Here is an 18,903-nt window from a genome sequence, read left to right as displayed (position 1 = left end):
CGGTTTTCTTTTTTAGTTAGCTGAGGCCGTCCCCATGGCAGGCTAACATCGCGACGACAATCGCCACGCCTGCACTAGTACGTCCTATACGTCGAAAAGCGAAGGGCTTGGCCGAAGCGAATCTTCGCACCCTTATTCAGTCAAAATAATGATAGGGCAAGAGAGATTTATGTAATGATAGCAAGGTGTACGTGCTTGTTTATGTGTGCTAAAGTTGATTACAAAAAGCTGCCGCAAAATGCAACATCTACATTTTGCGACAGCCCCGATGTATGAGTACCTATTTATTTTTTAAACCCTAATGCCTTCTTAATCTTATCCATAAAGCTCGGTTTCTCATCAAAGGACTGCAATGGCACCGACTCGCCTAGAATTCTTCTAGCGATATTGCGATAAGAGATCGAGGCGCTTGCTTTTGGTTGAAAGGCTACCGGTTCCCCGTTATTTGCGGCCTTGATTACATCATCATCATCCGCTACAATCCCTAATAAATCTATCGAGAGAACTTGAATTATTTCGTCTACGGCCAACATATCGCCATTTTTCATCATGTGATTTCGAATTCGGTTAATAATCAAATGAGGAGGTTCGATATCCTCTTGTTCAAGTAAACCAATAATTCGATCCGCATCGCGAACACTGGACTTCTCTGGCGTCGTAACAACAATGGCCTTGTCAGCACCAGCCACCGCATTACGATAGCCTTGCTCAATACCGGCCGGGCAGTCAATTAGTATGTAATCATAATCTGGTTTCAAGCCTTCAATAATCTCCATCATCGCCTTGGCATTCAATGCCGACTTATCACTTGTTTGCGCAGCAGGCAGTAATGCCAACTCATCGAACCGCTTATCTTTAATAAGAGCCTGTGAGACCTTGCATCTGCCTTCAACCACATCTACAATGTCATAAATAATCCGATTTTCTAAGCCCATAATGACATCTAGGTTACGCAAACCAATATCCGTATCAATCAGACATACCTTCTTATCTAATAAAGCCAAAGCAGTACCTAAATTGGCTGTTGTTGTTGTCTTACCAACTCCACCTTTACCAGAAGTTATAACGATTGCTTCACCCATTCATGATTCTCCTTTCAAACACATCTAGATCAGAGCGGTACCTAGAAATCACACTAATCCGATCCATAATGATTTGTTCCCCATCCGCGTCAATAAGGCCACACTCCATCGGCGTACCTTCTTCATCCATCTTGTCTGCTCGATTAATCATTTCGGCAATTCGCAATTGGCTAGGCGCCATATGAGAAGCTGCAATGATTGCATCGCGGTTCCCGTCAAATCCTGCATGTGCTATTCCCCTTAGATTTCCCATCACAAAGATGTTCCCTGTCGCAATAATCCTTCCGCCAGGATTAACATCTCCAACTAATAAGAGATCCCCTTTTACCTGCAAGACCTGTCCAGATCGGACAATTTTGTTGTACAAATGAATATCTGTTTCTTCTTTCCATTTCAAGGCTTCTTTCCTCAGCATCACATTTGACACAATTTGGCCAACTTCTAGCTTATTGTATTTACGTATTAATGCTGCCAATCGTTCCTCTTGCTCTTTCGTAATATAGCGATTGCCTAATTCAACTTTCACAGAAACAACGTGCTCTTCTTGCATCATATGTTTCGCTGATAGAATTTCTTCCAACTCTAGTAATATATCATCCCATGAACATTGATCATTTAGAAAAAGGGTGAGACCATCTCTCGTGCCCTTAATTGTGACAAGCTTATTTCCTGCCATATATTTCAACCCCTTAAAGCTATCCCTGTCAATATAAAGTGAGTCTTCCATCAGTAATTTTGTTGCTCCCATACCATTGTTTGACAATTTCAGCATGGTGCCAGTCTTTGTTGTCTCACAGTAAATCCAAATCATTTTCGCTATATCTTTCGTATCTTATCAGAGATTACTGCCGGTCTGTTACTCCGTCTGATCTTTTATTAATCAGCACGATCAAATTTGATAGTTGACCATTTAGATAATCTCTTAGCAAAGATGACATATAGCAGCAGACCAATTAATAGATTCCAGATCACTGTTGGCACTAAGCGATTCACCCAATAAAAATCCCAGCCAGCTTGATGAATTTGTAAAATTTGATAAAGGAAACTGACTACCATATCTACGGCAGATACTCCCAGCAAGGTCATTAACATTGCAATAATAACATTTGCCTGCAGCACCTTCATCAGCACCCTGATCACATATAAGGTAAATGTATAGGCAAAGATATAAACTCCTATCACATCTGTATACACCACATCTATAATTAAACTAACAATCACGGAAAGGGCAATCGCATAATACGTGTAGTCCTTCTCAAAAAAGATCGTCACATAAATTAAAAAGACAAACGCGAAGTGAGAAACAATCATCCAATCACTCTTGACAAAAGGGAGTGAAAGCGAAGCCAACGTTCCTTCCAATATTACTAATATCAAGCAGATCAGAGCAATAAGAAAGGGAATCATCTGCTTCATGAGGATTCCTCCCCTTCTTGCTCTGCATCTACTGGTATCACTGCTCGGTCGATGACAATGACATGATTAAGGTCATTTAAATCAGCTGAAGGCTTCACATAAGCCATGGTAGTCAGCTCATAGCGGTCGGCCTGCACTTCTTTAATTTCACCAATTTCTAATCCCTTAGGGAACATACCGCCAAGCCCGGATGAAAAGACAACCTGGCCTTCTTCTACATCACTGTTGCTCTCATTCATCTCCAACACTAGTAGCTCTCTTTCCTCATCATAGCCGACGATAAAACCAGAAATATCGTTATCAGAGTCAGATAAATCTACATTAACAGAGATACGATTAGAACGATCAAAGCCATTAAGCAGCAAAACGGTAGAGGTGAAAGGAGAACTAGTCTGTACCTTGCCAATCATCCCGCTGCCAGTAATAACCGCCATATTAGGCTGCACACCATCCTGTGTTCCTTTATTGATGGTAACTTGCTTAAACCATTGATCCTTACTTCTTGCTGTCACAGAAGCTTGAATCGTATCAAAGTTCTGCAAGAAATCTGATTCGGTCTTATCCAAGATTTCCTGCAGTTCTTCTAATTCCTGTGTAAGCTCCTGATTGCTGTATTTCAGTTGTCTTAACTCTTCTAAATTCGATTTCAACACTTGATTTTCACGGTAGACATTGCGAACCTCTTTGATATTGTTCACAATACCTGTAGTAAATGCGATTGGTTTATTAACTATTTCCTGCACCCAACCGACACTATCATGTACAAAATCTTCCACCATTGTTAAATTAGCTCGATCTCTTAGTGTAAAACCGATTAAACCAACAATAATAATAAGTGAAATCATGATAATAAATAATCTTCTTTTCTTGTCAAACACGGAAACACCTTCTTCATTTGTTACATATTAGACACCAACATTAGGATGCGCTTTGAAATGCTCTATATATTCCAATGCTTTTCCTGTACCAATTGCGACACTATCAAGTGGTTCATCTGCGACAAATACAGGCATTTTGGTCTCATCACTAATTACCTGATCTAAGTCTTTCAATAAAGCTCCACCACCTGATAAGACAATTCCTCTATCCATAATATCAGCGGCTAATTCCGGAGGTGTATTCTCTAACGTATTCTTGACTGCCTCAACAATAGCTTCTACTGTATCACGTAATGCAGAAGCAATCTCATCTGCAGTAATCGAAATGGTTTTAGGTAAACCTGTTAATAAATCCCGACCCCTGATTTCCATTTCGACCTTCTCTTCACTCGGTTTAGCAGAACCAATATCTACCTTAATTGATTCCGCAGAGCGTTCACCGATCATAAGATTATATGTCTTTTTAATGTATTGGGTAATTGCCTCATCCAAGTCATCTCCTGCAGTACGAATCGATTGACTCGTTACAATACCACCCAATGAAATAACAGCTACTTCTGTCGTTCCGCCGCCAATATCGACAATCATACTTCCTGTCGGTTCCCAAACAGGAAGGCCTGCACCTATTGCTGCCGCAAATGGTTCAGCAATTGGGAATGCCTCCTTCGCACCCGCCTGTTTCGTTGCATCAATTACAGCGCGTTCTTCTACCATCGTAATTCCAGATGGTACACAGACCATTACATTTGGCTTCTTCGCCAAGCTGGAACGGTTTTTCTGCGCTAATTTAATGTAATATTTCATCATTGACGCAGTCGTATCATAATCTGCAATCACTCCATCTTTCATAGGACGAATCACAGAAATATTTCCAGGAGTTCTACCGATCATGTTCCTGGCGTCGCCCCCTACTGCTTCAATATCACCAGTTGTTTTATTTATAGCTACAACGGACGGTTCTCGTACTACGATCCCTTTTCCCTTTATGAACACTAACGTATTTGCTGTACCTAAATCAATACCTAAATCTTGTGAAAAATTAAAAATACCCACTCTTTCTCTTCCTCTCAACCAAGTTGTTTATTCACTTCTATAATTTTATGCTTTTCTATGCAATCAATCAAGAAATTGTATGTTTTCCTCACAATAATAAGCGCCTGTATACAAGCACTTCTTGTATAAGGCGCTATAAAAAGCTTGTACTATCTATTATACTGAAAAATTATAAAAATTGATAGTATTATAAATAGCCTTTTTCTTTTAATGAGACAAATTGGTTATCTCCAATAATTAAATGATCTAAAAGTTCGATACCAATCATCTTTCCGCATTCGGCTAATCGCTTTGTTACAAGGATATCTTCTTGTGAAGGCGCTGGGTCTCCGGAGGGATGGTTATGCGCGCAGATCAGTGAAGCTGCTGAACGTTTTACAGCTTCTCGAAAGACCTCTCTTGGGTGAACAATGGAGGAATTAAGACCACCAACAAAAATAGTTTGGCGATGAATCACTTGATTTTTCGTATTTAAGTAGACTGCGACAAAATGTTCCTGTTTTAAATGAATCATGGTTTCCATCAGAAGATTGGCACCATCTTCCGGACTTCGAATAGTATACTTGTCATCACCTCGATATTGCTGAGTCCGCTTGCCAAACTCAACTGCTGCTAAAATGGTGACACCTTTTGCTTGACCAATCCCTTTTATTTTTTGTAGTTCTTCAATTGTTACTTCCCTAAGCAGTCTTAATCCTTCAAAATGACGCAGTACTCTCTCTGCCAGCTGATGAACATTCTCTTGCTGGGTGCCTGATCCTAATAAAATAGCCAACAACTCTTGATTGGACAAATGTTCTGCACCATATTGTAACAGCCGTTCCCGTGGACGGTCTTCTTTCGGCACTTCTTTCATCTTAATCGTAGACGACAACTTCATTTTCTTATCCTCCTTTATAGTATCCTCTTATTGTAATCAGGACGGGATAGGCCGACAAATACTAGAAAATGAATTTCCACTATGACTTACCATCCCAAAACACGAAAAAGATCAAGATAAAACCCTGAAAATGAACCTTTTATTGATCAGGTTATGGTTATTTAGACTTGAAAGGCTTACAAAAAAAACTGCCATCCCTTCAATCGATGACAGATTTTCTAAACTATTATTCGTTTATTGGAATAGTTTTTCATAGGCTTGAAGCAATACTAAAGCTGCTGCTTGCTTGGTCTGTTGGTTTTCTGCTGCCTCAAATTGTTCGAAAGCTTTGACAATAGGGGCTGCATCCAATGATGACGTCTCTTGCCATTGATTAATGGCTTCACTTGGATCAGAGCCTTCGATCAATTGTGTGATGATAGCTTCTAATTGTTCTAACGATTCCTTATCCTGATCTGTTATTTCCTGCGAGGCTGACGGTATTTGCCATTGCTTACCAGCATAAAATTCCATATTTTCCGGTAAGTCTGCTTCAGCAAAAGTCTTTGAACCAGCTTCGTCTGCATGGAGACTGACAAATACATGCAGGTGATCATCACGCTGCCAAAGAGCAGGCTTTATACCTTCTGCTTCTAAACGATCCATGAGTTCTTTCGCCTTCCCTTCTTCTGTAAATACGCCAGCTTGTGTAACAAAGAAATCAAAGCCTTTTGACTCAAATGTGACATCACTGCTGTCTCCATTCACTTGTGCCTTTGTGGTAACAGCTTGTCCTTGCGTTCCTCCACTTTGAAACGCCACCTCTTCTGGATCCAAGTCAATAAAAATCTTCAACATAATCACACCTAAACTCACGCCGATCAAGATCGCTATCAGCGCAGATACTAATAAAGAGCGATATTTGTCAAAAAAAGACGGAGGTTTTTGGTAAGAAAATGTATCCTGACCACTTACATGAGGCTGGCTAAAACGATCTAGTTCAACATAGTGCTGACGTATAGGGTCTTTTTCTTTTGTATTATGTTCTTTCCCCCCTTGTTTACTTACTATTTCAAATTTTGGACTGTTTTTCTCCTCCATGAAATTCCCTCGTTTCAACTTCGTTTCTATCACCCTATCATATTTGCTATGAGATGTAAGACGACTTTTGTCAGTATCATCAAAAAATCATTTTGCATTTACCTACAAAAAAAGAGAAATGCTGACTTCCACAAGGTAAAATATGTCTGGATAATATCCTCTCCCCAAAACAGACTGATAAGGGCTGCCACAGCAAGAAAAGGGGCAAATGGAATCGGTTGTTGACGACGCGTGACCTTAGCCATTATTAAACAATAGCCAACCACCACCCCCAGTAATGCTGCTATACACAAAGTAAGCAGGACACCTTGCCAGCCGATAACGATACCCATTACTCCGATCAATTTCATATCCCCCGCTCCTATTCCTCCTCCAGAAAGCAGGATAATGATCGCTAAACTGACCAGGCCAAATAAACCGCCAAACAATACTTCATACCAGGGTATCGATGTTTCTATTAACCGTAATAAAAATAAAAAAGGAGTAAATAAAAGGAGGATTTTGTCCGGAATTAACATATAATATAGATCAGTCACGATAATAATCATTAATAAGGAGGTAAACAAGAGACTGAGGAGGAAGGACCCGGAAAGACCGAAATGATGGAAACTAACTGTAAATAATATTGCCGTACTACATTCAACGATAGGATATAAAGGAGAGATAGGCTGACTGCATTGACGGCATTTGGCTAATTGCAGGAAATATGACAAGACAGGGATAAGTTCATACCAACTTAAGGTGTGAAGACAATGAGGACAAATAGATCTGGTATGTTGAAGGAAACCTCTTAGCGGTACTCGTATTCCTACCACATTAAAAAACGAACCAAACACTAAACCTAAGATAAAAAAGACGACATAGAGAAAAATAGGCTGCACCACCTTTAGGATAGATTGACATGAGGGAATGCACAATGGTGGAAAATAATAGGAGGAAGAAACGTTAGTACTATTATATTGTATACGTAACCTGTCTAAGTGTCTACCATTTTTAGCTATATGCGCTCGTGCACAGTCAATATATCCTAACTGACACCACTAAAGTTTAGCTGCTTTCTTTATTTAGTTCATTCGCCAAGAACAGAAGGGTACTAGTGTATTTCCGATATTTCCCAAAAAGCACATCAATGAATGGAGTCAGTGTTTCCGTATAAAATAAGCAAAGATCCTAACTGTCTGGATCTTTGCTCACTTTATAGAAGCCCTACTCCAATGCCAATTTCATTATCACTAAAAACGTGCTAACATATACTGTCGCACTTGAGAAATAAATTCTACCGACCCAGTGATATACAACGTATCTGACTCGTCTAAACCTTGCAAAAGTTCCTGCCATTCTACCTGTTTTGCCTGGCCGGCCAGAGATATGAGTTCCTCTGCACCTGCTGAGCGGGGATGATCAAAACTGGTACAAAGGATGTTATCAAAATGCTGGGCCAATGTTGTTAGCATTGCCTGGATTGGTTTATCACAGAATGCAGCAAATAATACCGTTTTTGATGCAGCCTTATTGATTTGAGCCACCGCCTGACAGAAGACCTCTATTCCTTCTTGATTATGAGCACTATCCAAAAATACGGTTGGATGTTGGCTGATCTTCTCAAACCGACCTGGTAAAAAAGCAGAAGCCAAGCCTTTTTCAATAATAGGCCGTGTTATCCGAAAGCCAGCTTCGTTTAGCAGCTGGCAAGCAAGAATAGCAAGCGCCGCATTATCAACTTGGTGTTTGCCTAGTAATTGTTTAGTAAATATAAATGGCTGTCCATCTACTGTTAGCTGCATTTGATCTTGGCTGTCGCCAGCTATATACTGCTGAATAGCAAGCTGCTCTTCCAGCCAGATTAATGGTGCCGATTGCCGCTCTGCCTTTTTCTTAAAAACAGGCTTCGTGCTTTCAAGGACTCTGCCTATAATGACTGGTGTATACGGTTTCGTCACTCCTGCCTTATGAAAGGCAATATCTTCATAAGAATCGCCAAGGAATTTTTGGTGATCTAAGCCAATTGTTGTCACCATTGAAACGAGTGGTGACACAATATTAGTCGAATCTTCTGATCCTCCCATGCCGGTTTCGATAATTGACACGTCAGCTTGAGTGTGTAAATAAATGAAGGCAATCATCGTTTGAATTTCGAATTCACTTGGTGGATCCCCTTGTTGGTCTAATTGCTGAATAACAGGCAATAGCCGATTGAAATGAGCCACAAAGTCAGCAGCTGCTATAGGCTGATCATTGACTTCTATCATATCTTGCATAATCACTTTTGGTGGAGACATAAACGTACCAACCGTATAGCCAGCCTCTTTTAGAATGCTTTTTAAAAAAGAGGCCGTTGAGCCCTTTCCATTGGTTCCGGCGATATGAATAGCCTTCATTGTTTGGTTTGGATAATCTAATGCTTGTGTCATTCGCTCCATTCGCTGCAACCCCGGTTTGATACCAAGTTGGCGCCGCTCCTGGAAAAAGGTCTGCAATTCCTCTATCGTGGCAATCAATCTTATCCCTTCTTTCCAGCTAAAATAGAGTGGACATTCTGCCCTGTCTATTATTGCAGAATGTCCAGAAAATCCTATTTTTGCAGTTCTTGAATACGAGCCTGTACACGTTCTTTTTTCTCGAGGTAATCCGTTTGTTTTTCTTTCTCTGCTTCGACTACTTGAGCCGGTGCTTTGCTTACAAAACCTTGATTAGAAAGCTTTTTCTCCACTCGTGCTACTTCTTGACTCCATTTGTCCAGTTCTCCTTGCAGACGAGCCAGTTCTTTTTCAATATCAATCAGACCTTCTAGCGGAAGGAAGATCTCTGCCCCTGTTACCACAGCAGTCATTGCCTTTTCAGGTACTTCTATTTCCGTGTCAATGATCAATTCGCTTGGATTACAGAATCTTTCCAGATAGTCTCTGTTTTCCTCTAGCTGCTGTTGATTGGTTTGATCATTGGCTTGGATTAAAATCGGTATTTCTTTCGACATTGGCGTATTTACCTCTGCTCGAGTATTGCGGACAGAGCGAATAATAGCTACTAACTTCTTCATCACTTCGGAGGCTTCTTTATTTGACAATTGCGGATCTGCTGTTGGCCATGCTGCGCGAACAATCGACTCTCCTTGGTGAGGAAGCTGCTGCCAAATCTCTTCTGTCACAAATGGCATAAATGGATGAAGCATTCGCATCGTCTGATCTAACACATAAGCCAAGATAGAACGTGTCGTTAATTTTGCCGCTTCATCTTCTCCATACAATGGAAGTTTTGCCATTTCAATATACCAGTCACAGAAATCATCCCAGATAAAGTTATATAGGTATCTGCCTGCCTCACCAAAATCATATTTGTCAGTATGACGAGTAACTTGTTCAATCGTCTCATTCAGACGTGTTAAAATCCATTGATCCGCTACCGATTTTTTACCTGTTAAATCAATCTCTTCATAAGTCAGCCCTTCCATATTCATAAGCGCAAAACGGGAAGCGTTCCAAATCTTATTGATGAAATTCCAAGTGGACTCCACCTTTTCCCATTGGAAGCGCAAATCTTGGCCAGGGCTTGAACCAGTTGCTAAGAAATATCGCAAGGAATCTGCTCCATACTTATCAATCACTTCCATTGGGTCTACCCCATTACCTAAGGACTTACTCATCTTACGTCCTTCGGCATCACGAACCAATCCATGCATTAACACATCTTTAAACGGACGTTCATCAAGGAACTCTTTTGATTGGAAAATCATTCGGGCTACCCAGAAGAAAATAATATCATAACCAGTTACCAAGACATTAGTCGGGAAGAAATGTTTAAAATCTTCATCCGCTGTATTAGGCCAGTTTAACGTGGAGAATGGCCATAATGCAGAAGAAAACCATGTATCTAAAACATCAGCATCTTGTTCCCAATTATCGATATCTGCTGGTGCTTCCTTACCAACATACATTTCACCAGTTTCCTTATGATACCAAGCTGGGATCCGGTGCCCCCACCATAACTGTCTCGAAATACACCAGTCACGAATGTTTTCCATCCAGCGTAAATAGGTCTTCTCGAAACGTTCTGGAACAAAGTGAACCTTCTCTTGATCAGATCCATCTTGCATAGCTACAACCGCATCTGCCAATGGCTGCATATTTACAAACCATTGTGTTGATAGATATGGTTCTACTACAGCGCCGCTCCGCTCGGAATGTCCTACCGAATGAAGATGATCTTCTATCTCGAATAAAACTCCCTGTTCCTGTAGATCCTTTACAATTTGCTTACGACATGCAAAACGATCCATCCCCTGATACTTACCAGCATTTTTATTCATAGTGCCATCTTCATTCATAACCAAGACGCGTTCAAGCTGATGTCGGTTTCCGACTTCAAAGTCATTCGGGTCATGGGCAGGAGTAATTTTTACCGCACCAGAACCAAACTCCATATCAACATATTCATCTGCAACAATTTCAATCTCACGACCAATAATCGGTAACTTCACCTTTTTTCCAATCAAGTGCTGGTAGCGTTCATCATCTGGATGGACGGCAACGGCGGTATCACCTAACATCGTTTCTGGTCTTGTTGTGGCAATTTCAATATGGCCAGATCCGTCTGCTAATGGATATTTCATATGATAGAAATGCCCTTGAACATCTTTATAGATAACCTCAATATCCGATAATGCTGTTTTCGTTGCCGGATCCCAGTTAATAATATATTCCCCGCGATAAATAAGCCCTTTTTCATATAATTGAACAAATACTTCTTTTACCGCATCGGACAGCCCTTGATCAAGGGTAAATCGTTCACGAGAATAATCCAGTCCTAAGCCAAGTTTGGCCCACTGCTGACGTATGAAGCTGGCATATTCTTCTTTCCAGTCCCATGTCTGTTCTAGAAATTTCTCACGGCCTAAATCATAACGTGAAATTCCTTCTTCACGCAATTTTGCCTCTACCTTTGCCTGTGTCGCAATCCCTGCATGATCCATCCCTGGAAGATACAAGACATCGTAACCCTGCATACGTTTTACTCTTGTTATAATATCCTGAAGTGTGGTATCCCAAGCATGACCAATATGCAATTTCCCTGTCACATTTGGCGGTGGAATCACAATGGTAAACGGCTCTTTATTCGGGTCACGCTCCGCCTGGAAATACTTCCCGTCAAGCCATTTTTGATAACGACCAGCTTCTACAGCTGCTGGGTCATATTTGGGCGGTAAATTCATTTCTGCTTGTTCTGACATTTCAAGTCCTCCTATTCATTCCTAAAATCCATCAGCAACCATTATCCTCTGTAAAAACATATAAAACCCTTTTCATCCTTAGCTAAAAAGGACGAAAAGGGTTATTTCCGCGGTACCACCTTTGTTTATAAGCAGACAGCTTATACTCTCAAATGGAAGATAACGGTTCCTGCCGGTCATATCTACTGTTATTTCAATACAACTGCTCATGGGCTACTTTCCTTCATCATTTTTCGAGGAAATCTTTCAGCCAATGGATTTCCCTCTCTAACGAACTGTGTGAAGTACTCTTCCCCTTCATTGCAATTCTAATATAGTGTATAAGCTATTTTAGCTAATAACTAACTCATTCGTCAAGCCTATTCTTTTTTCATGCTTGTTCAAACGTCCGGTATAAATGATCAGTAGCGGATCTTATAGTTTTAATTGGGCATGGCGGTTAAAGAAGGTCTTATAACCATAATACAAGAAAATAATCACTGATAAAGAGACACTCCCGACCACACCTAACATAATGGCGATCTGATACTTAATCGCGTCTACCGGACTTGCCCCAGACAGGATTACCCCTGTCATCATCCCAGGCAAAAAGACTATCCCCATTCCTACCATACTATTAATGGTTGGCAGTATCGCCGAGTCAAAGGCATGATTGACAATACCTTGTGAAGCCTTATTGGGAGTAGCTCCCAACATTAAGGCCGCTTCTACTTCTTTTTTTCTGGAACGAAAACCTTCCATCAAGGTGCTGACACCAAGAGTAATGCCTGTCATGGAATTTCCGATCAGCATACCACCAATTGGAATGAAGTAACGCGGGTCATACCAAGGATCAAATTGGACTACAATAAAGTTAAAATAGAAAAAGGCAATCAAGGTTCCAGTCACCATTGCTAGTGCTATGATTTTCTTTAAATGGTTGCTTAATGGCTGTTTAGAACGCTTATAAATATTATAAACAGCAAAAGTTTCCATTAACGCTAATACGATCAAAGAATAAATCACATGCTGATTCTCAAAAATATACATTAAGATATAACCAACTAACACTAATTGAATCGTCATTCTTGTTGTTGCAATTATTATTTCTTTTTCGCGCGGGATTTTACGCCAGCGTACAATCGCCAGCAAAATAACGATAAAGATGTAGGCAGTTACTAGTTGCCAAAAAGAAATCTCTAACATATCGTTCATAGGTTCTTCTCCTTCAAGTCACTTAAAGTAAGCAGACACCACTATCCTTAAAAACACTAGTTAATCAGGTCCAGACGCCTCTCAGCAACACCGAAAGGAAGTGTAAAAATGCAATACGACATTTTTATTGAACTTTCTGAACAGCTTATGAAACAGGAATGGATAGGATGTCTTTCATATAAATAATCTGGTCACTATAGTTTTCAGCGACAGACTTAGAATGTGTAACCATAATAGCTGTCTTATTCTCCTGTTTCATCCGTTGCATAAACAAGTCCATCACAGCATGCTCTGTTTCTTCATCCAAAGCAGAAGTCGGTTCATCCAGCAAGTAAACCTTAGCATTCATTAATAAGACACGGGCAAAAGCGATACGCTGCCGCTCCCCTCCTGATAGATCAGCTGCATCATCATCTAAATCCTTGGATAAATGAAAGTCATCTAAAAACTTATTTAACACCTTATCTTCCACCATTTCTTTATTAGAGAAAGTCAAGCCTATCAATAAATTGTCACGAATAGTACCCTCGAATACAACTGGATCCTGAGCTAACATGACCACTTCTTGACGCAATGCAACAGGATCTAATTCCCTGATCGCCTTATCTTGATAGAAAATCTCTCCTTGGTCTGGAGTAAGCATACCATTAAACATTTTTAACAAAGTTGATTTGCCGCTACCGCTTTCCCCAAACAGACAATAAATCTGTCCATCCTCAATCGTTAAATGATCAATATTTAGAATGTGTTTAAATCCCAACTGTTTAATTTGAAACATGATCTATTTCCTCCACAATGCTCACTTTTCACTTATTATTATAAGGAATTCTCTCCCAACTATACAGCGAGATAATAACTGGAACAGAAAACAGCCTCCAATCTTCGTTAAGCTTATAATCCATTTAAATGTGCTCCACCCATAGGAGAATAGAGCCCAAAAGGTCAGGAAACTGCTTTACAACAAAAAAGAGCAGACACCTATCAAATGGGTATCTACTCTTCTGCCTCATTAACTACTTAGCGGAAATCCCGCTTATCTTCCATTTTTCTGGAGATAAGGACATAACCTATTGTTGCCACTGCAGTAATAAGTGTATAAAGTAAGGTATTTTTCATCTTGCTTTCCTCCTCCTGTTTAGAAGAACTTTCCTTAATATAGTTTAAAATGGACGGAATTTCCCTTTGCGCAACACGAGTCGCGGTCCGCCTAATAAGAATAGATAACGGTTATCAATCACGTTTTTCATCGTTTTCGCCGCTACCCCGTATAACTTATTGCCATCAAAGACAGTTCCCATTGCATCACTGCCGCCAAGGGAAGCAACCGTTCCTTTATTGTCAAAGGAGAACTCTTTTAATGTTCCTCCAAATACGGATGTCTTAATATTGTGGGCACAAATGTCAGCCTCTTGAATGGCAATTTGTGCTGTTGGCGGATATGGTCTGCCGGTTTCCTTATTCATCACCCAAGCACAATCACCAAGAATATATACATCATCATGGCCTGGAGCACGCAGAGTCGGATCCACATTTACCTTGCCTTTTGTTAGTTCAAAGCCTGATTCACCTATAATCCGGTTGGCTTGTACACCACCTGTCCAAACAATCGTGCCTGCTTTAATCTCTTGATTGTCTTCTCCAACAATTACGGCATTGGCTTTTACCTCTTTGATCATCGTGCCCAGCTTGAACTCCACACCGCGCGCTTCTAAAGAGTCGGTAGCATAAGTAAGCAACTCTGGATCAAAACCAGGTAAGATCGTATCCATTGCTTCAATATCAATAATTCTGACATCACTTCTAGGCACATCATATTTCTTACACAACACTGGAATGCGTTCAGCCAGTTCACCCAAAAATTCGATACCAGTAAATCCAGCGCCGCCAACAACAATCGTAAGCATACTTGGATCCGGGTTCGGTAAATTACGGTATTGAGCAAATTGATATTCAATATGGTCGCGAATCATTCGGCTTTTGTCCACGCTTTGGATAGAGAAGGCATGCTCCTCCATTCCCTTAATACCGAATGTGGCCTTTTCAAATCCTAAACCAATAACCAGATAATCATATTCGATCTTGTCATGTTCTAATTCAACTGTTTTCTCTTCTTTATTAATTTTCAGAACAGTATCTTGAATAAGATTCACTCGTTTTGGGCTGATTACATCAGAAATCATTATTCGAGTACGGTTGACATCAATTGTTCCTGCTGCTAACTCATGTAGCCATGTTGTTTGATAATGATAATTGTGTTTATTAACCAAGGTAAGTTCTGCTTCTTCGGGAGTAAATTGCTGCATCAAGCGTTTGGTTGTCATCATGCCGGCATAACCTGCACCAAGCACGACAATTTTTGGTTTACTTTCTGCCATCGAAATCATCCTTCCTCTCCATTCATAAGATTGCATCTTATTCCTGTTCACTTTCCTTTATGTAACTGCATACAGTATAACAAAGATGCAAATTGTCGTCTAATATGTAATACCCACTTTTCCCGATTCTAATCCACAACGACCCGAACATTTTAGAGAAAGCAGATTTATTTTTATAAAATCTTTGTTTTAGTTATGCGATCATCCAGATTTTTTTATGTTTTCCAGGATAAAAAAGGAAGACCGATTTCTGATCTCCCAAATAGTTTTAATGTAGTGGGATAATTTCGTTCTTGAGGAGGGAAATTACAGACATTTTCAAAAGCCAGATCATAGAAAGGAAGAGGGTGAAGCGAGTGGCACGATTTTATCGATATCGTTTACCTCCCTGGGCAAGGGAATGGATTTTTATTTGTGAACGATGTATACTGCCGATCGTTATTTTTCAAGCAGTAAGAACATTATTAATTCCGACCACCATTGATATTCTGCTATTAGGCATATTAATAGGGATTCTGGTTGCCTTTCGCTTGGAATGGATTTAATCAACTGCAGAATCTAGCTGACGATACATGTACTCTTGCATTTCATAGCTGAACAGCAACGTTCGGTAAGCCCGTTCCATGTCCATTGAGACAGTAAGAATATCTCTTTGTGGATTGCTTTGGGCCGTTAATGAATCGAATAACGGTACAGGTGATAAAAGCTGCATAGCTAATAAAGACTTTTCAAAATCAGTCAATGGAACATATTGACAGTAAATAGAAAAAGTCTCTTTCAGCTTGGTCACATCACAATCATGGTATTGGAACAAATAACGAAAATAAACAGCTAAGTCATAAGTAGGAGAAGTCATATAGGCTGATTCCCAATTTAATAAATAGGTATAGGAATTGGCTAACACATAGTGTGACGGCTGCAGATTTCCATGGCATAAACAATATTTCATATGATCCGTCGTCTCCAATTGTGTGAGATACTCTGACTGCCATAACTCCAATTTATCAAATATTTGCTCCATATCACGATAGTACATGCAAAGTTGCAAATCAACTGGTGACATAAATCGTTTGGCTTCTACTTGTCTTACAGTTTGTAGCATTTGTTCACGATATTGTGTTAACTCCCCTTGAAATTGATCTTCCATTACCGATTGACGATCTTTTAAGTTTTGAACAGGATGATCTTGCATAGTAGCTCCATGCAGTTGTCCAATAGCATGCATGACGGTTACATATTCATCAACAGGCTGGTCTTGATTCGCTCGCTCTATCCACGGCATGACGTAATATACCATTTGTTGATCGGTATAGACAGGTTGCGAGTCTTTCGTATAAATGATTGGTGCAAATGCATAGATCCGATTCTGTTCCAAGTATTGCTGAATCGCCAGCCATTTCCCACAGTTCTCTTCTTGATAGATCATACACTTTAGGGCATAGTGCTGATCATTGGCTCTAATTTTGTAAACTTTATCAGTAACTTGTTCAATCTCTTGGGGCTGTAACTGAAAGGCTGTCATTATCTCTGTCCAATTCATATGATAATCTCCTTTAAATAAAGATACAAGCACTAAAAAGAAAGATCCCTTGACGACATACCAAGGGATACATAGATATAGGGTCTTGCTTGAGAGGGCTGTTCGAAAGTCCGATCAAAACTTGACCATTATTCTGTCATAGTTTCTTGCGCCAGGAAAGTATAAAAGTTTATGGATTATAGTATAAATAAAACTAATGCTTACGCCATAAAGACTTGGCAATAAGGCAAGTTTTTCTAATAAATACACAAAGCAGAAGCTAATAGACCGTCTATCTCTTGTTTTATTTAGATTGTACAGGAATATAAATAATCTGTCCTGGTAAAACATCCTCTTGCTCCAGCTGATTAGAACGTTTAATTTGATTAGGGGAAACTTGATAACGTTCTGCAATCTGATTAATTTGATCATGCGGCTGTACAATATAAAGCTTCAAACGAGAATAACTGCTTTCTGTATTATCATCTTGAAAAACTTGGGACAAATAGGATGTATCATTGATCGGTTCATCACTGGATTCGGTATGAATAACAGGCGCCTCTCCCTGTTCCGTCACATCTTCACGATTGGACTGCTCTGTCCGCTCTTGCTCATTTCTCATATTTGCCAGTTCTCCCTCCCCTTCTGTCTCGTCTACACTATTTCGTTTAACCACTTCATGCAGAGCAGGTTCCGTTTCTTTATTTGCAAGGGACTGGCTTTTCTCTTCAAATTCTAGATTTGGTGATTGTCTTACTATTTCTGATGGTACTTCCTCCTTCAGTAACACTTCCGCTTGACTGGAAGACTGGTTCTCTTGATCCATTGAATCGGAGTCGAGATTCGATGATTGCCTTACTGTTTCTGATGGAGCTTCCTCTTGCTCTAGAAAAACCTTTTCTTGATTGGAAGATTCATCCACTTGATCCAAGGAACCGGAATCAAGATTTGATGACTGCCTCACTATTTTTGATGGAGGTTCCTCTATTGCTGCTGATTCTGACGATTGAATGTAAGAGCGTTCTTGATCTGTCATTGCATCCGCTTCTTGAATTGGAGCCTCCTCCTGGACTGCTGATTCTGACGATGGAACAGATGGCTGATCTTGTCTTACTGCTAATTCTTGTTCTAAGGAGGGTGCTTGTGTCACTAATGGTTCTGGTTCTTGATCCAGTTCTGTTACTTCCGCCGACTCTGTTGTTTCTAAATCGTTATCTCTTGTATCTTCTGCAACTTCACTTCCCTCAACATTTTCTGATTTCTCTGGTGTTTGTTCTGCCAAGTGTTCTTCTTGAGCAGTTGAAAACTCAGCCTCTTTAAACAACGATTCTTTCACTTCTGCTTGAGTCCGGTCCTCTACTGTATTCTGTTGCTCTGAAACCTCGTCCGCTTCCTCTGTTGAAATGTTTTCTTTTTCCAAATAAGACGCTTGAACATCCTCTAATGCTTGTTCTTCCATTTCAATATAGAAGTGTCCTTCTGTTGTTACGGCTTCCTGTTCCTCGCGAAAAGCAGGTAATGAAAATATTTCTTCTTCTTCTGATTCCTCGTTCTCTGTTTGACCCCTGAGTCCTGAGATGGCTAGATTAACTTCAATTTCCATTTCAGCTGCTGATTTCATCGTATAATCAAAGTGATTGACGTGAATGGCTAAATCCTCACTGGATTCCACTCGTTCTGCTGGCAGCGAAATATCAATTAACAGTTTATGAAAAAATTCATTCACTGTATCAGATAAAGGCTCCACCTGCTCCACATAGGTTCCGCTTGGCTCTCTTTCAACCAACTCTATTGGCGAATCTGACTTGATATACTCACCTTTTAACTCCATTACTCCTCTGATCGACAATGTATGTTCTTGCTCATCAAATGTTATGACCGGTTCCAGCCCAATCCCTAACATTTCTTGAATTTGCTGATCTTGTTGGAAGGCAATCGTCTCTTGAAAATGAAACGCCACTGTTTCTTGCAAAATATTTCCCCCTTTCCAGCATATAGGCTGATACGCACTAACTCTTCACTATACTATATGAAACCATGAAGATATTATGACAAGATGTACAAGGGATTTTTTGTTCAGCTGTATTAGAAAAACTAAGAAGAGCATTGGATCCCTTACCTTTTAGCCAAGATAGATGTCCGCTACAAGAAGTCGCTTTCCGCAGGCATGACTATTCGTTTGCAACTAGTTATCCACAAGCG

Annotated in this window: 16 protein-coding genes and 1 other annotated feature; of the genes, 1 reads left to right on the top strand and 15 read right to left on the bottom strand. The window is 40.1% G+C overall.

Annotated elements, in window-relative coordinates:
- Nucleotides 1-284: 284 nt before the first annotated feature.
- The 13 genes from minD to JOD18_RS17745 all read right to left on the bottom strand — a co-directional run bounded on the left by minD (nucleotide 285) and on the right by JOD18_RS17745 (nucleotide 15,182).
- Nucleotides 285-1,082, bottom strand: a complete 798-nt coding sequence (gene minD / locus JOD18_RS17805; protein WP_204670468.1) for a septum site-determining protein MinD — start codon at nucleotides 1,080-1,082, stop codon at nucleotides 285-287.
- A complete protein-coding gene (gene minC, locus JOD18_RS17800) occupies nucleotides 1,075-1,758 on the bottom strand; it encodes a septum site-determining protein MinC (protein ID WP_204670467.1) in 684 nt (227 codons plus the stop codon). The genes minD and minC overlap by 8 nt, the downstream gene beginning before the upstream one ends.
- 200 nt (nucleotides 1,759-1,958) lie before the next feature.
- A complete protein-coding gene (mreD, locus tag JOD18_RS17795; RefSeq protein WP_204670466.1) occupies nucleotides 1,959-2,498 on the bottom strand; it encodes a rod shape-determining protein MreD in 540 nt (179 codons plus the stop codon).
- Nucleotides 2,495-3,376 (bottom strand): rod shape-determining protein MreC, encoded by an 882-nt coding sequence (gene mreC / locus JOD18_RS17790; protein ID WP_204670465.1) that lies wholly within the window; start codon nucleotides 3,374-3,376, stop codon nucleotides 2,495-2,497. The genes mreD and mreC overlap by 4 nt, the downstream gene beginning before the upstream one ends.
- Nucleotides 3,377-3,403: 27 nt before the next feature.
- Nucleotides 3,404-4,429: a rod shape-determining protein gene (locus JOD18_RS17785; protein WP_338029565.1), complete on the bottom strand. Its 1,026-nt coding sequence runs from the start codon at nucleotides 4,427-4,429 to the stop codon at nucleotides 3,404-3,406.
- Nucleotides 4,430-4,616: 187 nt separating this feature from the next.
- On the bottom strand, nucleotides 4,617-5,309 hold the full coding sequence (gene radC, locus JOD18_RS17780) for a RadC family protein (RefSeq protein ID WP_204670464.1): 693 nt from the start codon (nucleotides 5,307-5,309) through the stop codon (nucleotides 4,617-4,619).
- A gap of 234 nt (nucleotides 5,310-5,543) precedes the next feature.
- A complete protein-coding gene (locus JOD18_RS17775) occupies nucleotides 5,544-6,389 on the bottom strand; it encodes a hypothetical protein (RefSeq protein WP_204670463.1) in 846 nt (281 codons plus the stop codon).
- A gap of 98 nt (nucleotides 6,390-6,487) precedes the next feature.
- Nucleotides 6,488-7,225 (bottom strand): prepilin peptidase, encoded by a 738-nt coding sequence (locus JOD18_RS17770; protein WP_338029566.1) that lies wholly within the window; start codon nucleotides 7,223-7,225, stop codon nucleotides 6,488-6,490.
- Between the two features lie 396 nt (nucleotides 7,226-7,621).
- Nucleotides 7,622-8,887 (bottom strand): bifunctional folylpolyglutamate synthase/dihydrofolate synthase, encoded by a 1,266-nt coding sequence (locus JOD18_RS17765; protein WP_204670462.1) that lies wholly within the window; start codon nucleotides 8,885-8,887, stop codon nucleotides 7,622-7,624.
- A gap of 74 nt (nucleotides 8,888-8,961) precedes the next feature.
- Complete coding sequence (locus JOD18_RS17760) at nucleotides 8,962-11,613, bottom strand: valine--tRNA ligase (protein WP_204670461.1); 2,652 nt, start codon at nucleotides 11,611-11,613, stop codon at nucleotides 8,962-8,964.
- A gap of 84 nt (nucleotides 11,614-11,697) precedes the next feature.
- Nucleotides 11,698-11,923: a binding site (T-box leader), on the bottom strand.
- Between the two features lie 104 nt (nucleotides 11,924-12,027).
- Complete coding sequence (locus tag JOD18_RS17755) at nucleotides 12,028-12,807, bottom strand: ABC transporter permease (RefSeq protein ID WP_204670460.1); 780 nt, start codon at nucleotides 12,805-12,807, stop codon at nucleotides 12,028-12,030.
- Between the two features lie 145 nt (nucleotides 12,808-12,952).
- On the bottom strand, nucleotides 12,953-13,585 hold the full coding sequence (locus JOD18_RS17750; protein WP_204670459.1) for an ABC transporter ATP-binding protein: 633 nt from the start codon (nucleotides 13,583-13,585) through the stop codon (nucleotides 12,953-12,955).
- 382 nt (nucleotides 13,586-13,967) lie between these two features.
- Nucleotides 13,968-15,182, bottom strand: coding sequence for an NAD(P)/FAD-dependent oxidoreductase (locus JOD18_RS17745; protein WP_204670458.1), 1,215 nt, complete (start codon nucleotides 15,180-15,182; stop codon nucleotides 13,968-13,970).
- 356 nt (nucleotides 15,183-15,538) lie between these two features.
- Between JOD18_RS17745 and JOD18_RS17740 the strand changes: the two genes are divergently transcribed.
- A complete protein-coding gene (locus JOD18_RS17740; protein ID WP_204670457.1) occupies nucleotides 15,539-15,727 on the top strand; it encodes a hypothetical protein in 189 nt (62 codons plus the stop codon).
- Here the strand turns inward: JOD18_RS17740 and JOD18_RS17735 are convergent.
- Nucleotides 15,724-16,722, bottom strand: a complete 999-nt coding sequence (locus JOD18_RS17735) for a phosphotransferase (RefSeq protein ID WP_204670456.1) — start codon at nucleotides 16,720-16,722, stop codon at nucleotides 15,724-15,726. The two genes, JOD18_RS17740 and JOD18_RS17735, sit on opposite strands and share 4 nt — an antisense overlap.
- Nucleotides 16,723-17,005: 283 nt before the next feature.
- Nucleotides 17,006-18,673, bottom strand: coding sequence for a LysM peptidoglycan-binding domain-containing protein (locus JOD18_RS17730; RefSeq protein ID WP_204670455.1), 1,668 nt, complete (start codon nucleotides 18,671-18,673; stop codon nucleotides 17,006-17,008).
- Nucleotides 18,674-18,903: the final 230 nt, after the last annotated feature.

The organism is Gracilibacillus alcaliphilus (genome assembly GCF_016909015.1).
GTDB classification, from domain to species: Bacteria; Bacillota; Bacilli; order Bacillales; family Amphibacillaceae; genus Gracilibacillus; species Gracilibacillus alcaliphilus.
Note: the sequence above shows the minus strand (reverse complement) of the source record. Positions and strands in the feature narration are given on the sequence as shown.